The following is a 19747-nucleotide window of genomic DNA, read 5'->3' on the forward strand; positions in this document are numbered from 1 at the left end:
CCGCCAACATCGGCGCACTGTCGTACCCGCGGTGCACGATGGACCCATGCCCGACGCCCTGGACCGCTTCACCGCCCCCACGCGGGAGTGGTTCCTCGGCGCGTTCGACGGCCCGACCCCGGCACAACTCGGGGCGTGGGAGTCGATCGGCGGCGGCGCGCACACACTGGTCGTCGCACCGACCGGGTCCGGCAAGACGCTCGCCGCGTTCCTGTGGGAACTCGACAAGCTCTCGGCCCGCGCGGAGCGGGTGCGCGGCACGAAGGTCCTCTACGTCTCGCCGCTCAAGGCACTGGCGGTCGACGTCGAGCGCAACCTGCGCGCACCGCTGGTCGGCATCACCCAGACCGCCAAACGTCTCGGGGTCGAGCCGCCGGAGATCACCGTCGGCGTGCGGTCGGGCGACACCACTCCGGCCGACCGGCGCGCGCTGGTCAAGTCGCCGCCGGACATCCTCATCACCACCCCCGAGTCGCTGTTCCTCATGCTCACCTCGGCCGCCCGCCAGACCCTGGCCACTGTCGACACCGTCATCGTCGACGAGGTGCACGCGGTGGCCGGCACCAAACGCGGTGCGCACCTGGCGCTTTCCCTCGAACGACTCGACCTGCTGACGGAGCGCCCCGTGCAGCGGATCGGTCTGTCGGCGACCGTGCGGCCGCACGAGGAGGTCGGCCGCTTCCTGGTCGGCGGCGCGCCCATCCGCATCGTCGCGCCGCCCGCGGCGAAGACCTTCGACCTGAGCGTGCGGGTGCCGGTCGCGGACATGACAGAGCTGGGTACCGATGGAGGCTCCGACGGCTTGAGCGGAGGGGACGCCCGGGTGCCTCAGCAGGGGTCCATCTGGCCGCACGTCGAGGAGCAGATCACGGATCTGGTGCTGGCCCACCGGTCCTCGATCGTGTTTGCGAACTCACGGCGGCTGGCCGAGCGGCTGACCGCGCGGCTCAACGAGGTGTACGCGGAAAGGCTGGGCGATCCGGTCGACCTCGACCACGCGCCGCCCGCGCTGCTCGGGGCGTCGACCGACGTCATCCACGGCGCCTCGCCGCTGCTCGCGCGGGCGCACCACGGTTCGGTCAGCAAGGACCAGCGCGCGCTGATCGAGGACGACCTCAAGTCCGGGCGGCTGCGCTGTGTGGTCGCCACGTCGAGCCTGGAGTTGGGCATCGACATGGGCGCGGTCGACCTGGTCGTGCAGGTGGAGGCGCCGCCGTCGGTGGCCAGCGGGCTGCAGCGCATCGGCCGCGCCGGGCACCAGGTCGGAGAGGTCTCGCGCGGGGTGCTGTTTCCGAAACACCGCACCGACCTGATCCACTGCGCGGTCACCGCCGCCCGCATGGTCGCCGGGCAGATCGAGGCGCTGGCGGTCCCGGCCAACCCGCTCGACATCCTCGCCCAGCAGACCGTCGCGGCGACCGCACTCGAACCGATCGACGTCGACGAGTGGTTCGACACCGTCCGGCGCAGCGGGTCCTTCGCGACGCTGCCGCGCAGCGCCTACGAGGCGACGCTCGACCTGCTCGCCGGTCGGTACCCGTCCGACGAGTTCGCCGAACTGCGGCCGCGGGTGGTGTGGGACCGGGACGCGGGCACGCTCACCGGCCGCCCCGGCGCGCAGCGGTTGGCGGTCACCTCCGGCGGCGCCATCCCCGACCGCGGGCTGTTCGCGGTGTTCATGGTCGGCGAGGGCGGTTCCCGGGTCGGCGAACTCGACGAGGAGATGGTCTACGAGTCGCGCGTCGGCGACGTGTTCGCGCTCGGCGCCACCAGTTGGCGCATCGAGGAGATCACCCACGACCGGGTGCTGGTCAGCCCCGCCTACGGGTTGCCCGGACGATTGCCGTTCTGGCACGGCGACGGGCTGGGCCGTCCCGCCGAGTTGGGGCAGGCGCTCGGCGCGTTCCTACGAGAGTCGGCTGCCGCGGACCCGGAGCAGTTGCGCTCGAAACTGGGCGACGACGGTCTCGACGAGAACGCCGCGGCGAACCTGGTCGCGCTGATCGGCGAGCAGGCCACCTGCACCGGCCGGGTGCCGAGCGACCGCACGCTGCTGGTGGAGCGATTCCGCGACGAACTCGGCGACTGGCGGCTGGTGCTGCACTCGCCGTACGGCCGGCCCGTGCACGCGCCGTGGGCGCTGGCGATCGGCGCGCGGCTGCAGCAGCGGTACGGGATCGATGCGGCGCCGACCGCGTCGGACGACGGCATCATCGTGCGGCTGCCCGACATGGAAGACGAGCCGCCCGGTGCGGACCTGTTCGTGTTCGACCGCAACGAGATCGAGGATGTGGTCACCGAACAGGTCGGCGGCTCTTCACTGTTCGCGTCGCGATTCCGTGAGTGCGCCGCCCGTGCGCTGCTGCTGCCGCGCCGCAACCCCGGCAAACGCGCACCACTGTGGCAGCAGCGGCAGCGGTCCGCGCAGCTGCTCGACGTCGCCCGCAGATATCCGCAGTTCCCGATCCTTCTCGAGACGGTCCGCGAATGCCTGCAGGACGTGTACGACCTGCCGTCGCTGCGCGAGCTGCTCGGCCGGGTCGAGCGTCGCCAGGTCCGTATCGCCGAGGTCGAGACCGCCACGCCGTCGCCGTTCGCCGCGGCGCTGCTGTTCGGCTACGTGGGCGAGTTCATGTACGAGGGCGACAGCCCGCTGGCCGAACGTCGGGCCGCCGCACTGTCGTTGGACACGAGCCTGCTTGCCGAACTGCTCGGCCGCGTCGAGCTGCGTGAGCTGCTGGACCCGGCGGTCATCGAGCAGACCGAGCAGGAACTGCAACGGCTCACCCCCGAGCGGCACGCACGCGACGCCGAGGGTGTCGCCGACCTGCTGCGGCTGCTCGGCCCGCTCACCGACCACGAGCTGCGGGCACGCAGCAACGCCGTCGGCGACGGGGCCACCGCGTGGGCGCAGGAACTGGTCGACGCGAAACGCGCACTGCGGGTGGGCTTCGCCGGCCGGCATTGGTGGTCGGCGATCGAGGACGCGGCGCGGCTGCGCGATGCGCTGGGGGTGCCGCTGCCGATCGGCGTCCCGACGGCGTTCATCGAACCGGTCGCCGACCCGCTGGGCGACCTGATCGGCCGGTTCGCCCGCACCCACGGCCCGTTCACGGTCGACGAGGTGGCCGCCCGGTTCGGTCTGGGCACAGCGGTCGCCCGCGACGCGCTGGTCCGGCTGGCCGCCGACAAGCGGGTGCTCGAGGGGGAGTTCCGCCCCGAACTGGCCGGCAGCGAATGGTGCGACGCGGAGGTGCTGCGGCGGCTGCGACGGCGCTCGCTCGCCGCCGCCCGCGAGGAGATCGAACCGGTCAGCGCCGCCGCGCTGGGACGGTTCCTGCCCGACTGGCAGCACGTCGGTCGGCAGGCCCGCGGGCTCGACGGCGTGGTCGCGGTGGTCGAACAGCTTGCGGGCGCACCGATTCCGGCGTCGGCGTGGGAGTCGCTGGTGCTGCCGCAGCGGGTGGCGGACTACCGTCCCGGCATGCTCGACGAGCTCACCGCCACCGGCGAATTGGTGTGGTCGGGGACCGGGGCAATCTCGGGTCGCGACGGCTGGGTCGCGCTGCACCTGGCAGACACCGCGCCGCTGACCCTCGTCCCGCCCGCCGAACTCGAACTCGCCGCGTTGCACACCGCGATCGTCGACGTGCTCGGCGGCGGGGGTGCGTACTTCTTCCGCCAACTCGCCGACCAGCTAGGGCCGGAGGTCGACGATGCCGCGACCGTCGCCGCGCTGTGGGACCTGGTGTGGGCGGGGCGGGTCAGCAACGACACGCTGGCCCCGGTGCGGGCGCTGCTGCACGGGACAGTGCGGTCCACGCCGAGCCACCGGGTGCCGCGGCGGGCCCCGCGCGCCCGGGTGTACGGCCGGGCCGCCCGGCTCTCGGCCGCGGCGCTGCCCACCCGGACCGGCCCGCCGACCGCCGCCGGCCGCTGGTCGCTGCTGCCGGCCGTCGAACCGGACCCGACGATCCGCGCGCACGCGCAGGCCGAGCAACTGCTCGACCGGTACGGCGTGGTCACCCGCGGCGCGGTCGTGGCGGAGGAGATCCCCGGCGGGTTCGCGTCGATGTACAAGGTGCTCAGCGGCTTCGAGGACGGCGGGCGGTGTCGGCGCGGCTACTTCGTCGCGGGCCTCGGCGGCGCCCAGTTCGCCACCTCGGCGGTCGTCGACCGGTTGCGCGGTCACGGCGACCGCCTCGACCAGACCGAGCCGCTGCGCTGCGCGATCACCCTGGCCGCGTGCGATCCGGCGAACCCGTACGGCGCAGCGCTGGCCTGGCCCACCCGCCCGGACCCTGCCGCGGGGGACGTCGCGTCCGGTGACAGGGGTGTCGGGCACCGGCCGGGGCGAAAGGCCGGGGGACTGGTCGTGCTCGTCGACGGCGAACTGGTGCTGTTCGTCGAGCGCGGCGGCAAGACGCTGCTGACCTTCGCCGACGGACCGGACACGCTGCACGCCGCGGCGCAGTCGTTGGCCGACACTGTCATCGAGGGTGCTGTCGACAAGGTGGTCGTCGAGAAGGTCGACGGGCAGTCCGTGCACGCGAGCGCGCTGGCGGCGACATTGACCGAGGTGGGCTTCTCGGCGACACCCCGGGGTTTGCGGTTGCGCTATGCGCCGGGGCTGCGGCTGACACCCGCCCGGCAACCTCAACAGGGGCGGGACGGCCGTGCCCGAGGGTGACACCGTCTGGCAGGCCGCACGGTTGCTGGACCGGGCACTGTCGGGAAAGACGCTGCGCCGGTGCGACATCCGCGTCCCCACCTTCGCCACCGTCGACCTCGCCGGGCAGGTCGTGGATTCGGCGGTCAGCCGCGGCAAGCATCTGCTCATCCGGGTCGGCGACTTCGACGTGCACACGCATCTGAAGATGGAAGGCCAATGGCAGATCCACCCGGTGGGCTCACGCTGGCGCCGTCCCGCCCACCAGGCGCGGATCGTATTCGCGACCGACGACGTCGAGGCCGTCGGCTTCTCACTCGGCGTCACCGAGGTGTTCGCACGCGCCGAGGAATCGGAGCGGCTGGCCTACCTCGGGCCCGACCTGCTCGGCCCCGACTGGGACCCGGCGCGCGCGGTGCGCAACCTGCGCGCCGACCCGGACCGACTCATCGGCACGACCCTGCTCGACCAGCGCAACCTGGCGGGGATCGGTAACGAGTACCTGGCCGAGGTGTGTTTTCTGCGCGGCGTGGACCCGCGGCGGCCGGCCGGTGAGGTCGGCGATGTAACTGCGTTGGTGGACCTCGCGCACCGGCTGTTCACCGCGAACCGGGACCGCCCGATCCGGACCACCACCGGCGACACGCGACGCGGCCGGCGCACCTGGGTGTACGGCCGGGCGAACCTACCGTGCCGACGGTGCGGCACCACGATCGAGACCGGGATGCTGGGCGACGATCCGACGCGCGAGCGCCGGCTGTTCGTGTGCCCGCACTGCCAGCGGTGAGGACCGCTCAGTTCAGGGTGAAGTCGCTGTCTGACACGGTGAATCCGTGCCCGTGCTCGTCGTGGCACGAGACGGTGTCGGCGCTCTCGGCGGTGCAGTCCAGTCCGGCAGCGGCCAGCGACTGGCCGACCGGCAGCGGCTTGGCGGTGCCGTCGACGCGAAGGAACTTCGGGTCGCCGGCGTTGAGGAACTGCGCCGCCGAGCCGACGGTCACCTGCACGGTGTTGGGGGCGGTCGGCGAACCCGAGCCGTTCGAGCCGGATACCTTCGGCGCGTCCGGCGGGATCGCACCGTGGCAGCCGGCCACCACCGGGGTGTCGGTGAACAGGCCGCACTGGAACTTCCCATCGGGGCTGGTGAAGTAGTAGAGGCCCGGTTGCTCGCCGGCGAATGCGGTCAGTGCGGTGTCGTCGGCCGCGGTCGTCGTCGGTGCGGCAGTGGTCGTCGGCACGACGGGGGCGACGACTGGTGCGGGGGCGGCGGCGGTGGTCATCGGTGCGGCGGTCGCGGCCGAGGTCGTGTCGGACGAGCCCGGCAGCATCACCACGCACGCCACGAGTGCACCCACTGCGGCCGCCCCCGACACCACGATGACGCGTGTTCGCGTGACCTCAACCATGCCTGGCATCGTAAGCGTGCGTTGCCGAGTGCCCGTGCGGCGGCCCGTTGGCCGTCCTGACAGGCCGGTCGCTCACCCGGCGGGCGATCCCGGCCCGCACACCGCGTCGACGAGCGCAGGCAGCGCGTGAGCGGCGGTGTCCCGGCACACGTGGTGGACCGCGTCGGACAGCCCGGTCTGCTCGGGATTGATCTCGACGACCGTGGCACCCGACCTCGCCGCCCGCAACGGGAGTTCGGCGGCGGGATAGACGACCGCGGACGTGCCGACCACGACCATCAGGTCGCAGTCGTCCGCCGCCGAGACGGCGGTCGCCCAGGCATCCCGGGGCAACTCCTCGCCGAACCAGACCACCCCAGGCCTGATCGGGCCACCGCACGCCGTGCACGCAGGCGGCTCGACCCGTTCGGCCGGCTCGGCGGTTGCAGCCGATACCAGGCCGTCGGCGGGGTGCCCGCAAACGCTGCACCGCGGCGCGAACAGGCTGCCGTGCAGATGCGCGTCGACCGCCGATCCGGCGCGCTCGTGCAGGTCGTCGACGTTCTGGGTGATCACCGTCAACTCGGCCGCGCAGGCCCAGCGGGCCAGCGCGAGGTGACCGGCGTTCGGCCGCACCCGGCCGCACCTGCGCGGCGCGCCACTGATACCAGGCCCACACCAGCGCGCGGTCGCGCGCCCAGCCCTCGGGGGAGGCGAGCTCGGTTGGGTCGAACCGCTCCCACAGCCCGGTCTGGGCGTCGCGGAAGGTGGCGATGCCGCTCTCGGCGCTCATCCCCGCACCGCTGAAGACCGTGACGCGCCGGGCCCGTTGCGCGGCCGCCACCAACGCGGGATCGAGGGAGGGTTCAATGGAGGTCATGGCGACGATTGTGCTCCGCGCGCGGTACCTGCTCCGATGACCGGCGAACTGCTGCCGCATCCCGCGACCGGCGAACTGTTCCCGTCGCCGGTGCTGCCGGGTGAGGGCTGGCCCGGAGACCCGGCCGACGGACACACCCCGGTCGCGCACACGGCGCAGGACGTCGGCCGGCTTGCCGACGGCGCCCGGATCGCCGAGCTGGATGCCCGCATCTCGGTGTGCCGGGCCTGCCCGCGGTTGGTGCAGTGGCGCGAGGACTCGGCCCGCGGCAAACGCCGTTCGTTCGAGGCGCAGCCGTACTGGGGCCGGCCGCTGCCGGGTTTCGGTGACACGTTCCCCAAGCTGCTGATCGTCGGGCTGGCGCCGGCCGCCAACGGCGGCAACCGGACCGGCCGCATGTTCACCGGCGACCAAGCGGGCGACTGGCTGTTCCGTTCCCTGCACCGCATCGGCGTGGCCGCCAAGCCGACGGCCGAGAACACAGCGGACGGGCAGAAGCTGTTCGGGGCGCGGATGGTGTCGGCGGTGCGCTGCGCCCCGCCCGCCAACAAGCCGGACATCACCGAACGCGACTGCTGCGCACAGTGGCTCGACGCCGAGTTCCTGGCCGTGCAGCGCTGGGTGCGGGTCATCGTCGCGCTCGGCTCGTTCGGCTGGGACGCCTCGCTGCGGATGGTGCGGCGCACGGGCGGCACGGTGCCCACACCCAAGCCGAAGTTCGGCCACGGCGCCCGCGCCGAGTTGCGCACCGCGGATGGGCAAGCCGTCACGCTGCTGGGCTGCTTCCACCCCAGCCAGCAGAACACCTTCACCCGCAAGCTCACCGAGCCGATGCTCGACGACGTGTTGACGACCGGCCGCGACCTCGCGGGCCTGTCGTGGGGATGCGGCGGCAGCGCCCCGCGCTGAGTCCTGCACCGCCGGTTCGGCACTCGTGACAGTATCGAGCCCATGCCCCGTCACCTTCCGGAGAAGCCGCCGCTTGCCAACAGGGCCGAGGAGACCGTGTGGCGGGCACTGCTCGGTCAACTCGGCGACCGCGATCTGGTCGTTGCCGGGCAACGGGTGACCGACCGGCTCAAGGACCACGAGATCGACTTCCTGGTGGCGATCGAGGGCGCGGGCATCGTCGCGCTCGAGGTCAAAGGCGGCGAGGTGTGGCACGACGGCACCGGCTGGAAGCAGGTGCGCGGCGGCCGCGACGCGACCATCCACCCTGTGCGTCAGGCCCGTGAGGCCTGTTACGCGCTGCGTTCCTTCGTCGAATCGGATCCGCGATGGACCGGTCGCCGGCTCCATTGGGACCACATGGTCGTGCTGCCGAACACCGAACTGCCCGCCGACTTCGCACTGCCGGACTGTCCGCGCTGGAAGGTGATCGACCGCACCCAACTCGACCGGTTCGCGTCGCTGCTGTGGGAGCTCGCCCACGACCACGAACTGGGTCGGCCGCTGGTCACCACCGACGACGTCGATTCGCTGACCGAGGTGCTCGGCGGACGGGGACTGCCGCAGCGCGACGTCGTCTCCCGCGCGCTCGACCACGAGGACGCGGCCGATGCGCTCACCGCGCAGCAGGCGATCATCCTCGACGCGGCCCGTCAGCTGCGCCGCATCGAGGTGCGCGGGGGAGCGGGCAGCGGCAAGACGTTCCTGGCGCTGGAACAGGCACGGCGGCTGGCGCAGTCGGGTCAGCGGGTCGCGCTGGTCTGCTACTCGCACGGTCTGGCGTCGTATCTCAAGCGGGTCACCGACGCCTGGCCGCGTAAGCAGCGCCCGGCCTATGTCGGCGAGTTCCACGCCCTCGGCAAGCTATGGGGTGCGCCGAAGGGGCCGGACGAGTCGGTGCGCGGCCCGGAGACCGTGCGCTTTTGGGAGCAGGACCTGCCGAACCAGATGTACGAGCTGGCGCTGGCGCTGGAGTCTGGGCGCCGGTTCGACTCGGTGGTGGTGGACGAGGCGCAGGATTTCGCCGACGCCTGGTGGCCGCCGATGCTCGCCGCGCTGCGCGACGACGAGGACAGCGGCGTCTTCGTCTTCGGCGACGAGGGGCAGCGGGTGTTCGACCGGCAGGGCGTGCCACCGATCCCGCTCGTACCGTTGGCGCTCGACACCAATCTGCGCAACACCCGGCAGATCGCGCAGAGCTTCAATCCACTTGTCGGACAGCGGATGCGGCTACTCGGTGGCGACGGGCCGGACGTGAGTTTCGTGTCGTGCCGCGGGTTGGACGCGCTGGCGGTGGCCGACGACCAGATCGACGTGCTGCTCGACGCCGGGTGGCGGCCCGAGGACGTCGCGCTGCTGTCTACGGGCAGCCGGCATCCCGAACAGGTCGGTCGCCAGCAGCTCGGCAACGAGGCGTACTGGGAAAGCTTCTGGGACACCGATCAGGTGTTCTACGGCCACGTGCTGGGATTCAAGGGGCTCGAACGCCGCGCTGTCGTGCTGGCCGTGAACGAGTCGGAGCCGCAGGAACGTTCGCGCGAGCGACTGTACGTCGGGCTCTCCCGCGCCCGCGATCAGCTGATCGTGTGCGGCGACCCGAACCTGGTCTGCGAGGTCGGCGGTCCCGAACTGATGCGCCGGCTGGGATCGGTCGCCGGTGTGACCGTGCCGTCGGTGTGACCGTGCCCGTCGACGTAGCGGTGCCGGCGACCGCTCAGCTGTCCTCGACGTAGCGCAGCACGCCGAGCATCGCGTGCTCGTCGACGTCCCGCGGATCCGCCATCGTGCAGCGCGCCAGCCGGGCGCGGATCGCGTCACCATCGATGCCCGACCCGATCAGCACCAGCGCGGTGGCCCGGGGTTCGTCGCGCTCCCACCTCGACCGCTCGAACCGCACGAAGCGCCCGACAGTCTGCACGGTGAACTTGTCGCGGTGCCCGGGCAACCCGAAGTGCACGAACCCCTTGATCCGGTACAGCCCGGCGGGCTGCTCCTCGAGGAACTCCGCGAACCGTCGCGGGTGCACCGGGTCGTCCGCGGTGAACTCGACGCTCTGGTAGCCGGCGTGCAGGTGCCCAGAGTGGTCCCCGTCGTCGCGGTCGCTGTCTTCGCTGTCGTGCACCTCGGCCCACAGCTCGTCGAGCGTCAGCTGTCGTGGTCCGTCAAACGCCGGACGCGCCCGCGCGTCGAACAGCAGGCCCGGATCGATGCGGCCGTGTACTGCCTCGAGAACCGGTGCGCCGGAGGTCAGTTCGCGCACCGTGGCCAGCACCGCGCGACGATCCTCGTCGCCGACCCGGTCGATCTTGCCCAATATCACCAGGTCCGCCATCCGCAGGTGCTGGTCGATCTCGGGGTGGACGGCGCGGGTCGCGGGGAACTCCGCCGCGTCGACCACCTGCACCAGTCCGCCGTAGCGCACCCCGCCGTGGTCGCTGCCGAGGATCATCCGGATCAGGTTGCGCGGCTCGGCGAGACCGCTGGCCTCGACGACGATGACGTCGATGTCGGCCGCCGGCTCGGCCAGCCGGCCGAGCATCTCGTCCATGTCGCCGCCGTCGACAGCGCAGCACATGCAGCCGTTGCCGAGCGAGACCATCGAATCGACCTGCCCGGCCACCAGCATGGCGTCGATGTTGATCGCGCCGAAGTCGTTGACGATCACCCCGACCCGCACCCCCATGCGGTTGCGCAGCAGGTGATTGAGCAGCGTCGTCTTGCCCGAGCCCAGGAATCCGGTGAGCACGACGACCGGGATCCGCCTCACCGGCCCACCGTCTTCGGTGTCGCGGTCTTCGGTGTCGCGCGCAGCCGCGGCGGGTCGGTCAGGACCGGCGTTCCCGGTGCAGCGGACTCGGCCTCGAGCCGCCCCGCGAGCGAGCGGGAGAACCCGACCAGCGTGGCGAGGTCGAGGCCGTACGGGGTGGTCGAGGCCAACGGTTCGAGGCCCTCCACGCAGCGCCGCAGGAGGGCGGCGGCGCCGGACGGGTTGCCGCGGGCGCAATGGGTGAGACCGACCGCATACTGCGCCAACGCCTTCCACAACCGCTGGTCACGGCGATCGGATTCGGCCGCCGACCTCTTCGCCTGTGTGGCCTTCCAGGCGTCCTCGAACACCTCGTGCGCGTGGAACGGACGTCCCCCGTCGAGCAGCCGCTGCGCCTCGTCCACGGTCTCGGCGGGGCTGCGGAGCACGCCCTCCGGTTGACGCGGAACCCCGGTGGAGCCGTACGGAAGGGGGCGGCCCAGGCCGTCCCGGGGCCGGGCGTTGCGGGCCCGCCCGGATGCGTCGCGGTCCCGGGGGATCCGCCGGATCGGTTCGCCGGCCATGCCCTCCACTATCCCAGCGGTGTCGTTGCGGGCCGATCCGGGGCGTCGGGCCGGTGCAGCACCCGCTCGTGCACGAACAACGCGACCAGCACGATCAGCCAGACCGCCAGCGCCACCCAGGCCTCCCAGTCCGCGGTGGTGACCAGCCACGACTGATCGGTGACCAGGCCGAGTTCGCGGCACGCGACGCCGTACATGCCGACCGGGAACACCATCGCCCACCAGGTGGTGCGGTAGTCGAGCGCCAGGCCCTGCCGACCGCGCTGCCAGATCATCAGGCCGACCAACAGCGGGATCAGCCAGGTGGCGAACCCCCACAGCACCATCGACAGGGTCCGCACGAAGTCCGGCGCGAGCAGTTGGTCGGCCGCCGGGGCCGACGAGACCTTGGCGCCCGCGACGATGCTGATCGCAGCGGAGCCCATGAACACCCAGAACGGCGCGACCGAGTCGGCCAGCTCGAGTCGGCGCAGCAGCAGCCGGGCGAACTCGACCGACGCGATCAGCAGCCATTGCACGACCCCGATGGCCCAGCAGATCGCGGCCAGCGCGGCCAGGTCGGGGCGCGCGGTGGCGTGCGCGAGGGTCGCGGCGGCCACCGCGACCGACTGGGTGCCGACCACCCACAGGAACCAGGTGCCGTTGACCGGATCGAACACGCTGTCGCGGCGCGCATGCGCGATCAGGCCGAGCGGCACGCCGTAACCGAGGCCGAGCCACGCCACGAAGCCGATCACCAGCAGCACCGCGCCCGCCCAGTGCACCCCGGCGTTGGTCATCCGGGTCGAGAGCACGTTGGACGCGGCCACGAAGGTCAGGAAGGTGAACCCGCGAGGGCTGACGAGTTCCGCCAGGAATTCGCCCGGCCAGCAGGCGAGCCGGGTCAGGTGGATGACACACAGCATGAGGTAGGCGGCGATCGCGACGGCCAGTAGGGCGAGCGAGACGTACCGGGCGGCATCGGCGGCGAGGGCGGTGGAGATGATGCCGGTCGCCATCACGAAGGCGAATTCGGCCGGGCTCAGACCGCGGATCCGGTGCACGCCCACAGCGTAGGAGACACGGATCGGTGTCATGGCCGATTCGTGGCGCCATTTTCGTACCGGCGGACTCGTCGGTCATTTGTGAGTTGTCACCGAGTTGCGGAGGCTTTGGGTGTTATACAACCGAAACGTTTGCCGCGCCGAGGATTTCCCGCCCGCTCGCCGGAAATGACGCTACGTTGTGCACATCGTCGGTGAGGTACGCGGCAGTGTTCGCCGGAAGGCGGGAACTGTCGGAATCATCGTCGTGCGTGACGTTCACCGACGTCGTGTCGAATGGCGCGCGGGACCGATTTCGCATTGCGTCTCGTGCCATTCGACGGATGTGTCGTGATTCGACCGAATGGCCGCGTGAATCCGGCCGGTGGGCGGTTCCACACAACATCATTGCCGGTCGGGCTGGATCCGGCATCGTTCGGACGGGGACGACGATGGTCGACGCACATTCCTCTGGAGTTCACACGCTCGCCTGCGCGGTGATCCGCGGCGAGTTCGACGACACCGCGGTGGACGCCCGGGTGTTCGCCCGGATCCGCGACGGCGACATCGACGTGTGGATCGAACAGATCGAGGCCACCGGTCTGTTCACCGAACTGGAGATCCACTATCTGCGGGCGCAGTGGTCGGACTCGCCGGAGTTGTTGGTGGCCGCCTTGATCGGCGACCTCGACGAGGTGCGGATCGGCCACTCGGCGACGGCACTGTGGGGCCGGTCGCCGGCGGGGAGACCGGACGAGGAGTGGCCCACAGCCGTCAACGGGTGACGAGCCGGTCGGTGGTCAGGTTCTCGGTCCGGTACCGGACCTGCCGATCCGTCGTGGCCACCGGTGTTGGACACAGGTCCGACTCGATTCGGCCCGTGCGATCGGCTCGGCCGGCGACGAAAAGCAGCTGCCATCAGGGAAAATGCCCTGCAGGTGCGGGTTCGGTGGGCAGACAGGCATCGGCCGGGCGGGTCCGACGGTGACCCAGACTCGCCGACTGTTATCGAATTGTTATAAACGAAACGGGATTCGGCCTGTCCTCGGCGCGGGTTCGCCGGTTACCGTCTACTCATCGTCGGAGTTGTCTTCAGCGTTACGCCGCAGGTCGTGACGGTGCGGAGGTTCCGGCACGGTTGAGAAGGACCGCCGTTCGGGTGCGGTTCAACTCGAGGAACGGCGGGATCGGCAGGCCCGTTCGGTTTGAGAGTGAGGACGGCAGATGATGGGTAGCTCGTTTACGGCGTTGCAGTCGCTGGTCAGTGCAGCGTTGTGTGGTGAGTTCGACGGGCGCGGACTGGACGACGATCTGCTCGACCGCATCCGCGAGGCGAATGTGGACGAGTGGGTCGAGCAGCTCGAATACACCGGCCTGTTCACCGACCTCGAACTGGCCTTCCTTCGCTCGGAGTGGCAGGCGCACCCGGAGCAGCTGGTGACCGCGCTGTTGGACGGCGCCTATGAGTCCGCTCTTCTCGGCGACCGTTCCGCCCGGCATCACGCCGCGTAGACCCTTCCATGAACTGCGGTGACCCGTCCGGGTCACCGCAGTTCTGCATGTGCGCCGTCGACGACGAGCGCGTGGCCGTCCCCGAGCCGATGATGGGCGATTCCGGCCGCCGCATAGTCGGCGGCGATCCGGCGGATGGCGTCCTCCTCGGGATATCCCGGGGTGCCGAAATGGGGGACCACCCGGTGCTCGATCAACCCGAGCCCGTCCCACCGCACGGGAGATCCCGGGCTGACGGCCGCGACTTCTGCGGGATCGTCCACGGACTCCAGCCCGGCCAGCGACGGCCCGGCCACGCACGCGCCGGCGCTGTATCCGCCGTAGGCGAGCGCGTCGCGGGCCAGTGATTCGGCGATCACCGCATCGGCGCCGCTGCGGGCGAGCTGGACCCGCAGCACGAAGGTGTTGCCGCCGCGCACCCAGATCAACTCGCGGTGTTCGAGGGCGCCGCGCAACCGGTCCGGCGCCCCGATGAAGTCCCGCAGATCCAGTTCCACCGGCTCCAGCCCGATGGCGCGCAGTGCCGGGAACTCGCTGGTGACGGCGTTCTGCCGGGCACGCTCCGGCCACGCGTCGAGCGCATTGCCGACGACCGCGACCCCGGCACCGGGCCGGACCAGCGCGCGGAGGCGCTCGGGATGGTTACCGAGGCGCAGAGAGGACAGGAACAGCCGCATCCGCCGGACGCTACCCGTCCGTTGCCGGTTCGATACGTACTCCATCGATGCAGACGCCCTGACCTGCCGTCTGACAGGAACCCGTTCGCCGAAATGTGCCGTCACTGCCTCGATTCAGAGCCCGATTAGCGGTTTTCGGCTTTCCAACCTCGGGTCGTGTCTGTCTATAGTCAGTGATCCCCCGGGGCCGGGTCATCTTCCGCCGGGTTGTGGGCGCAACCACCACGGGGCTCAGACAGGTTGCACATTCACACGCAGAAAGTCAGAAAGTTGGAAACAACACAGAGTGCGCAGTCGCGCCGCTGCACGGTTGGCGTGGTTCGAGAGTCGGCTGACGGCGAGCGCCGGGTGGCCTTGGTGCCGAAGGTGGTGGAGAAGCTCCGCGGCCGCGGCGTCGAGGTCGTCGTCGAGGCCGGGGCGGGGTTGGGTGCGTTGATCCCCGACCAGGCCTACCTCGATGCCGGCGCGACGATCGGCGACGCCTGGTCGGCGGACGTCATCGTGAAGGTGGCGGCACCCGACGCGGGTGAACTCGCGCGCGTGGCGCGGGGCACCACGCTGATCGGGTTCCTGAACCCCCGCGGCAACGCGGACGGCATCGAGGCGCTGCGCGAGGCCGGGATCCGCGCGTTCGCGGTCGAGGCGATCCCACGTATCTCCCGCGCCCAGGTGATGGATGCGCTCTCCTCGCAGGCGAACGTCGCCGGCTACAAGGCCGTGCTCGTCGCCGCGAACGAGTCGACCCGGTTCTTCCCGATGCTCACCACCGCCGCGGGCACCGTCAAGCCCGCGACCGTGCTGGTGCTCGGTGTCGGCGTGGCCGGCCTGCAGGCGCTCGCGACCGCGAAGCGTCTCGGCGGCCGCACCACCGGCTACGACGTGCGCCCCGAGGTGGCCGATCAGGTCCGCTCGGTCGGCGCGCAGTGGCTCGACCTGGGCATCGACGCCGCCGGCGAGGGCGGCTACGCCCGCGAGCTCACCGAGGCCGAGCGGGCCCAGCAGCAGCAGGCGCTCGAGGATGCGATCAAGGGCTTCGACGTGGTCGTCACGACCGCGCTGGTCCCGGGCCGTCCCGCGCCGAAGCTGGTGACCGCCGCCGCCGTCGAGGGCATGCGCCCCGGCAGCGTCATCGTCGACCTGGCCGGCGAGACCGGCGGAAACTGCGAGCTCACCGAGCCCGGCCAGACCGCCGTCAAGCACGGCGTGAGCATCTGCTCGCCGCTGAACCTGCCGGCGACCATGCCCGAGCACGCGTCCGAGTTGTACTCGCGCAACGTCGAGGCGCTGCTCGAACTGATGTTGAAGGACGGCGTCCTGGCGCCGGACTTCGACGACGAGATCATCGCCGCCGCCTGCGTGGCCGGCGCCGACCGGACCGACCCCGTCGCCGTGGGCGCCGCCGCGGCGGACGAGAAGTAGGGGAGAAGGCAGCAGATGTACACCGAATTGTTGGCGAACATCGCGATCCTGGTGTTGGCCGGGTTCGTCGGGTTCGCGGTGATCTCCAAGGTGCCCAACACCTTGCACACCCCGCTCATGTCGGGCACCAACGCCATCCACGGCATCGTCGTGCTCGGCGCGCTGGTCGTGCTCGGGCACCTGCCCGCGGGCGCTCCCTGGTCGATCAAGGTCATCCTGTTCGTCGCGCTGGTCTTCGGCACGCTGAACGTCGTGGGCGGCTTCGTGGTCACCGACCGGATGCTCGCCATGTTCAAGCCGAAGAAGGACGTCAAGGACTCGGCCGCCAAGAAGGGGGCTGACGCCTGATGAGTTACCTCGTTTCCATCCTGTACATCGTCGCGTTCGGGATGTTCATCTACGGTCTGATGGGCCTGACCGGCCCGAAGACCGCCGTGCGCGGCAACTACATCGCCGCGGTCGGCATGCTGATCGCCGTCGTCGCGGTGCTCATCGACATCCGGGACAGCTCGAACTGGATCCTGATCGTCGCGGGTCTGGTCGTCGGTGTCGTGCTCGGCGTCCCGCCGGCGCTGCGCACCAAGATGACCGCGATGCCGCAGCTGGTCGCGCTGTTCAACGGCGTGGGCGGCGGCACCGTCGCGCTCATCGCGTGGGCCGAGTTCCTCAACTCGAAGGGCTTCACCGAGGTCGACTCGGTGCCGTCGGCGCCGTTCATCGTCGGCTCGCTGTTCGCGGCGATCATCGGCTCGGTCTCGTTCTGGGGTTCGCTGGTCGCGTTCGCGAAGCTGCAGGAACTGCTGAACAAGAACTTCGAGAAGAAGGTCGTCGCCGCTGCGAAGGCCTTCCAGCTGGCGAACATGATCCTCGCGGTCGTGTCGATCGGTATCGCGATCTACATCGGCATCAACGCCAACCCGACGCACGAGCCCACGTCCGCGCTGTGGATCGGCGGCCTGCTCCTCGCCGCCGGCATCATGGGCCTGTTCGTGGTGCTGCCGATCGGCGGCGCCGACATGCCGGTCGTGATCTCGCTGCTCAACGCGCTGACCGGTCTGTCGGCCGCGGCCGCGGGCCTGGCGCTGAACAACCAGGCGATGATCGTCGCCGGCATGATCGTCGGCGCGTCCGGTTCGATCCTGACCAACCTCATGGCCAAGGCCATGAACCGGTCGATCCCCGCGATCATCTTCGGTTCCTTCGGCGGCGGCGACGACGCCGGCGCCGCAGGGATGTCGGCCTCGGGCGGCGCCGTGAAGGCCACCTCGGCGGCGGATGCGGCGATCCAGATGGCGTACGCCAACCAGGTCATCGTCGTGCCGGGCTACGGCCTGGCGGTCGCGCAGGCGCAGCACGCGGTCAAGGAGATGGCGTCGTTGCTCGAGGAGCGCGGCGTCGAGGTCAAGTACGCGATCCACCCGGTCGCCGGCCGCATGCCCGGACACATGAACGTGCTCCTGGCCGAGGCCGACGTCGAGTACGACGCGATGAAGGAAATGGACGACATCAACGGCGAGTTCGGCCGTACCGATGTCACGGTCGTCATCGGTGCCAACGACGTCACCAATCCGGCCGCGCGGTTGGACTCGTCCAGCCCGATCTACGGGATGCCGATCCTCAACGTCGACCAGTCGAAGTCGGTCATCGTGCTCAAGCGCTCGATGTCGTCGGGCTACGCCGGTATCGACAACCCGCTGTTCACGGCGGCGCAGACGTCGATGTTGTTCGGCGATGCGAAGAAGATGGTCGGCGAGGTCACCGAGGAACTCAAAGCCCTCTGATCTGATCCCGGCGCGTGTGCACCTGCCGTCGTATCCACCCTGTGGCGACGTCGGCAGGTGCACACTCGTCTTTCGGGAGGAGGGGACTCGATGATGACGACCCCACGGCCGACGGTGCCGCGCCAGATCTGGGTGCTGGTGGCGGCCGCCTTCGTCATCGCGGTCGGCTACGGCCTGATCGCGCCGGTACTGCCGGAGTACGCGCGCAGCTTCGACGTCGGCGTGACCGGGGCATCGGTGATCATCAGCGCGTTCGCGTTCTGCCGGTTGGTGTTCGCCCCGGTCAGCGGACGGCTCGTCCACCTGCTCGGTGAACGCCCCACGTATCTGACCGGGCTGTTCATCGTCGCCTGCTCGACCGGGGCCTGCGCGTTCGCGCAGTCCTACTGGCAACTGCTGGTCTTTCGCGGACTCGGCGGCATCGGCTCGACGATGTTCACGGTTTCGGCGATGGGACTGCTGGTCCGGCTGGCGCCGGTGCGCGCCCGCGGGCGGGTCAACGGACTGTACGCGACCGCGTTCCTGCTCGGCGGCATCGGCGGGCCGATCATCGGCGGCCTGCTCGCGGGGCTCGGCATGGCGGTGCCGTTCCTGGTGTACGCGGTGGCGCTGCTGATCGCGATGGCCGTCGTCTACCTCCAACTGCGTGACGTCGGCGGCAAGCCGGCCGGGCAGGGCGCCGCGCATGCTGCGATGACCGTGCGGGAAGCGTTGGCGCACCGCACCTATCGCGCCGCGCTCGGCTCCAACTTCGCGAACGGCTGGTCGGCGCTGGGGGTGCGGGTTGCGCTGGTGCCGCTGTTCGTCACGGCCTTCGGCGGCGGTCCGGGGCTCGCCGGACTGAGCCTGGCTGCCTTCTCCGTCGGCAACGCGGTGGCGCTGACGCTCGGCGGCCGGTGGGCGGATGTGCGGGGCCGCAAACCGCTGGTGCTCACGGGCCTGCTGATCACCGGAATCGCCACGGCCGCGCTCGGTTTGAGTGAATCGGTGGCCCCGTTCCTGATCGTCTCGACCGTCGCCGGGCTCGGGTCCGGGCTGCTGAACCCGCCGCAGCAGGCCGCGGTCGCCGACGTGATCGGATCCCGCCGCAGTGGGGGGACCGTGCTGGCCGGATTCCAGATGATGTCCGACGTCGGTGCGATCGCCGGCCCGATCCTGGCCGGGGCGCTGGCCGAGCACGTGTCGTACGCCGCGGCGTTCGCGGTGACCGGCGCGATCTCGCTGCTCGCGCTGCCGGCGTGGCTGCGTGCGCCCGAGACCCTGGTCGTGCCGGAGCAGTCGGCGGCACACACCGCAGAGGGCGGTTCCGAAGCCGGGCCGGACCCCGCGGGCGATGGCCGCGTCAGCGGCACCCACGGGCCACCCCCGCCAGCGCACGACGATCACCGTCGGTGATCGGCAGGTCGTAGGTGACGGCCACGGTGAGGAACTTGCCGGCGTAGAAACAGCGATACGCCCGGTTGGGCGGCAGCCAGTCGGCGGGGGTGTGGTCGCGCTTGTCCTGGTTGTCGCTGCCGCGCACGGCCAGCAGGTTGTAGTCCAGATCGTTGGCGAACCGGATGCGCCGCGGCAGGTCCCACCGCCAGGCGCCCATGTCCCAGGCGGCGGCCAGCGGATAGACGTGGTCGATCTGCACCACCGCGGCCTCGCGTTTGCGGAAGTCGATCGTCGTCCCCGAATACGGGTCGGCGAGCCGGCCGGTGAGCACCACGCAGTTGCGGGTGCCCGGCCGATAGGTCACCGCGGTCATGGACCGGGCCAGCACGTTGTTGCGGGTGTCGCAGCCGTCGTGCGCGCCGGGCGCATCGCTGTCGTCGGTCCAGGCCGGACCGAACACGCATCCCTGATCACCGCTGCACTTGCGCTGGTATCCGGGCCGGTGCTCGCGCGTCGCGACGACCCGCACGCGGCCCAGCAGCGCCTCGACCTGCACGCGGGTGGGGCTGCCCGGTGCCGGTTCGCTCGAACGCAGATGCACCACCGAACATCCCGCCAGCACGGTCAGCGCCAGCGCCGCCGCAGCCACTACCCGCACCCGCCCACCCGACAGCCATCCGGCCATGGTTCCCCCCGACATCCGGAACGCCCGATCCCCCTCGGCCGTCCACTGCAGTGTGCCCGACG

General features: G+C 70.9%; 16 protein-coding genes and 1 pseudogene. 10 read left to right on the forward strand and 7 right to left on the reverse strand.

What is annotated here, in order from left to right; genetic code table 11:
• Nucleotides 1–46: 46 nt before the first annotated feature.
• Nucleotides 47–4690 carry an ATP-dependent helicase gene (locus G4X40_RS21480; RefSeq protein WP_277835659.1) on the forward strand — a complete coding sequence of 1548 codons (4644 nt, stop codon included), beginning with the start codon at nt 47–49 and terminating at the stop codon, nt 4688–4690.
• Nucleotides 4677–5456 (forward strand): DNA-formamidopyrimidine glycosylase family protein, encoded by a 780-nt coding sequence (locus G4X40_RS21485; RefSeq protein WP_277835662.1) that lies wholly within the window; start codon nt 4677–4679, stop codon nt 5454–5456. The genes G4X40_RS21480 and G4X40_RS21485 overlap by 14 nt, the downstream gene beginning before the upstream one ends.
• A 7-nt stretch (nt 5457–5463) precedes the next feature.
• On the opposite strand, the gene G4X40_RS21490 is transcribed toward G4X40_RS21485, so the two are convergent.
• Both G4X40_RS21490 and G4X40_RS21495 read right to left on the reverse strand, forming a co-directional pair.
• Nucleotides 5464–6075: a hypothetical protein gene (locus G4X40_RS21490; protein WP_277835666.1), complete on the reverse strand. Its 612-nt coding sequence runs from the start codon at nt 6073–6075 to the stop codon at nt 5464–5466.
• Nucleotides 6076–6147: 72 nt separating this feature from the next.
• Nucleotides 6148–6934: pseudogene (locus tag G4X40_RS21495) on the reverse strand (SIR2 family NAD-dependent protein deacylase).
• A 36-nt stretch (nt 6935–6970) separates the two neighbouring features.
• Here G4X40_RS21495 and G4X40_RS21500 point away from each other — a divergent pair.
• Entirely contained in the window at nt 6971–7843 is an 873-nt protein-coding gene (locus G4X40_RS21500) for a uracil-DNA glycosylase (RefSeq protein ID WP_277835670.1), read from the forward strand.
• 42 nt (nt 7844–7885) lie between these two features.
• Nucleotides 7886–9562, forward strand: a complete 1677-nt coding sequence (locus G4X40_RS21505; RefSeq protein ID WP_277835672.1) for a nuclease-related domain-containing DEAD/DEAH box helicase — start codon at nt 7886–7888, stop codon at nt 9560–9562.
• 34 nt (nt 9563–9596) lie between these two features.
• Here the strand turns inward: G4X40_RS21505 and G4X40_RS21510 are convergent, their stop codons facing one another.
• From G4X40_RS21510 to G4X40_RS21520, 3 genes are read right to left on the reverse strand one after another with little or no spacing between them, the layout of a single operon-like run.
• Nucleotides 9597–10649, reverse strand: coding sequence for a CobW family GTP-binding protein (locus G4X40_RS21510; RefSeq protein WP_277835673.1), 1053 nt, complete (start codon nt 10647–10649; stop codon nt 9597–9599).
• Entirely contained in the window at nt 10646–11212 is a 567-nt protein-coding gene (locus G4X40_RS21515; RefSeq protein WP_277835674.1) for a DUF309 domain-containing protein, read from the reverse strand. The genes G4X40_RS21510 and G4X40_RS21515 overlap by 4 nt, the downstream gene beginning before the upstream one ends.
• 8 nt (nt 11213–11220) lie before the next feature.
• Nucleotides 11221–12288, reverse strand: a complete 1068-nt coding sequence (locus tag G4X40_RS21520) for a tellurite resistance/C4-dicarboxylate transporter family protein (protein ID WP_277835675.1) — start codon at nt 12286–12288, stop codon at nt 11221–11223.
• Between the two features lie 398 nt (nt 12289–12686).
• On the opposite strand from G4X40_RS21520, the gene G4X40_RS21525 reads away from it, so the two are divergent.
• Nucleotides 12687–13019, forward strand: a complete 333-nt coding sequence (locus G4X40_RS21525) for a hypothetical protein (RefSeq protein ID WP_277835676.1) — start codon at nt 12687–12689, stop codon at nt 13017–13019.
• A 439-nt stretch (nt 13020–13458) separates the two neighbouring features.
• Nucleotides 13459–13746, forward strand: a complete 288-nt coding sequence (locus G4X40_RS21530; protein ID WP_277835677.1) for a hypothetical protein — start codon at nt 13459–13461, stop codon at nt 13744–13746.
• A gap of 32 nt (nt 13747–13778) precedes the next feature.
• Here the strand turns inward: G4X40_RS21530 and G4X40_RS21535 are convergent, their stop codons facing one another.
• Complete coding sequence (locus tag G4X40_RS21535) at nt 13779–14423, reverse strand: Type 1 glutamine amidotransferase-like domain-containing protein (protein ID WP_277835678.1); 645 nt, start codon at nt 14421–14423, stop codon at nt 13779–13781.
• A 270-nt stretch (nt 14424–14693) separates the two neighbouring features.
• On the opposite strand from G4X40_RS21535, the gene G4X40_RS21540 reads away from it, so the two are divergent.
• The 4 genes from G4X40_RS21540 (at nt 14694) to G4X40_RS21555 (ending at nt 19018) form a co-directional block, all read left to right on the forward strand.
• Nucleotides 14694–15842, forward strand: a complete 1149-nt coding sequence (locus G4X40_RS21540) for a Re/Si-specific NAD(P)(+) transhydrogenase subunit alpha (protein WP_277835679.1) — start codon at nt 14694–14696, stop codon at nt 15840–15842.
• Between the two features lie 15 nt (nt 15843–15857).
• Complete coding sequence (locus tag G4X40_RS21545) at nt 15858–16190, forward strand: NAD(P) transhydrogenase subunit alpha (protein WP_277835680.1); 333 nt, start codon at nt 15858–15860, stop codon at nt 16188–16190.
• The gene (locus G4X40_RS21550) at nt 16190–17623 is read left to right on the forward strand and encodes an NAD(P)(+) transhydrogenase (Re/Si-specific) subunit beta (protein WP_277835681.1); all 1434 of its coding nucleotides are present in this window, start codon (nt 16190–16192) and stop codon (nt 17621–17623) included. Before G4X40_RS21545 ends, G4X40_RS21550 begins: the two co-directional genes overlap by 1 nt.
• A gap of 93 nt (nt 17624–17716) precedes the next feature.
• The gene (locus G4X40_RS21555) at nt 17717–19018 is read left to right on the forward strand and encodes an MFS transporter (protein ID WP_408642272.1); all 1302 of its coding nucleotides are present in this window, start codon (nt 17717–17719) and stop codon (nt 19016–19018) included.
• Here the strand turns inward: G4X40_RS21555 and G4X40_RS21560 are convergent.
• Nucleotides 18966–19700 (reverse strand): HNH endonuclease family protein, encoded by a 735-nt coding sequence (locus G4X40_RS21560; protein ID WP_277835683.1) that lies wholly within the window; start codon nt 19698–19700, stop codon nt 18966–18968. The genes G4X40_RS21555 and G4X40_RS21560 overlap by 53 nt on opposite strands.
• Nucleotides 19701–19747: the final 47 nt, after the last annotated feature.

The sequence above is a fragment of the Speluncibacter jeojiensis genome (assembly GCF_029589495.1).
Lineage (GTDB): Bacteria > Actinomycetota > Actinomycetes > Mycobacteriales > Mycobacteriaceae > Speluncibacter > Speluncibacter jeojiensis.

Bases quoted from the DNA above. Each gene is read 5' to 3' on its own strand.
- G4X40_RS21480 (WP_277835659.1), top strand. From the start codon at position 47: ATGCCCGACGCCCTGGACCGCTTCACCGCCCCCACGCGGGAGTGGTTC.
- G4X40_RS21490 (WP_277835666.1), bottom strand. From the start codon at position 6,075: ATGGTTGAGGTCACGCGAACACGCGTCATCGTGGTGTCGGGGGCGGCC.
- G4X40_RS21500 (WP_277835670.1), top strand. From the start codon at position 6,971: ATGACCGGCGAACTGCTGCCGCATCCCGCGACCGGCGAACTGTTCCCG.
- G4X40_RS21505 (WP_277835672.1), top strand. From the start codon at position 7,886: ATGCCCCGTCACCTTCCGGAGAAGCCGCCGCTTGCCAACAGGGCCGAG.
- G4X40_RS21515 (WP_277835674.1), bottom strand. From the start codon at position 11,212: ATGGCCGGCGAACCGATCCGGCGGATCCCCCGGGACCGCGACGCATCC.
- G4X40_RS21520 (WP_277835675.1), bottom strand. From the start codon at position 12,288: ATGACACCGATCCGTGTCTCCTACGCTGTGGGCGTGCACCGGATCCGC.
- G4X40_RS21525 (WP_277835676.1), top strand. From the start codon at position 12,687: ATGGTCGACGCACATTCCTCTGGAGTTCACACGCTCGCCTGCGCGGTG.
- G4X40_RS21530 (WP_277835677.1), top strand. From the start codon at position 13,459: ATGATGGGTAGCTCGTTTACGGCGTTGCAGTCGCTGGTCAGTGCAGCG.
- G4X40_RS21535 (WP_277835678.1), bottom strand. From the start codon at position 14,423: ATGCGGCTGTTCCTGTCCTCTCTGCGCCTCGGTAACCATCCCGAGCGC.
- G4X40_RS21545 (WP_277835680.1), top strand. From the start codon at position 15,858: ATGTACACCGAATTGTTGGCGAACATCGCGATCCTGGTGTTGGCCGGG.
- G4X40_RS21550 (WP_277835681.1), top strand. From the start codon at position 16,190: ATGAGTTACCTCGTTTCCATCCTGTACATCGTCGCGTTCGGGATGTTC.
- G4X40_RS21555 (WP_408642272.1), top strand. From the start codon at position 17,717: ATGACGACCCCACGGCCGACGGTGCCGCGCCAGATCTGGGTGCTGGTG.
- G4X40_RS21560 (WP_277835683.1), bottom strand. From the start codon at position 19,700: ATGTCGGGGGGAACCATGGCCGGATGGCTGTCGGGTGGGCGGGTGCGG.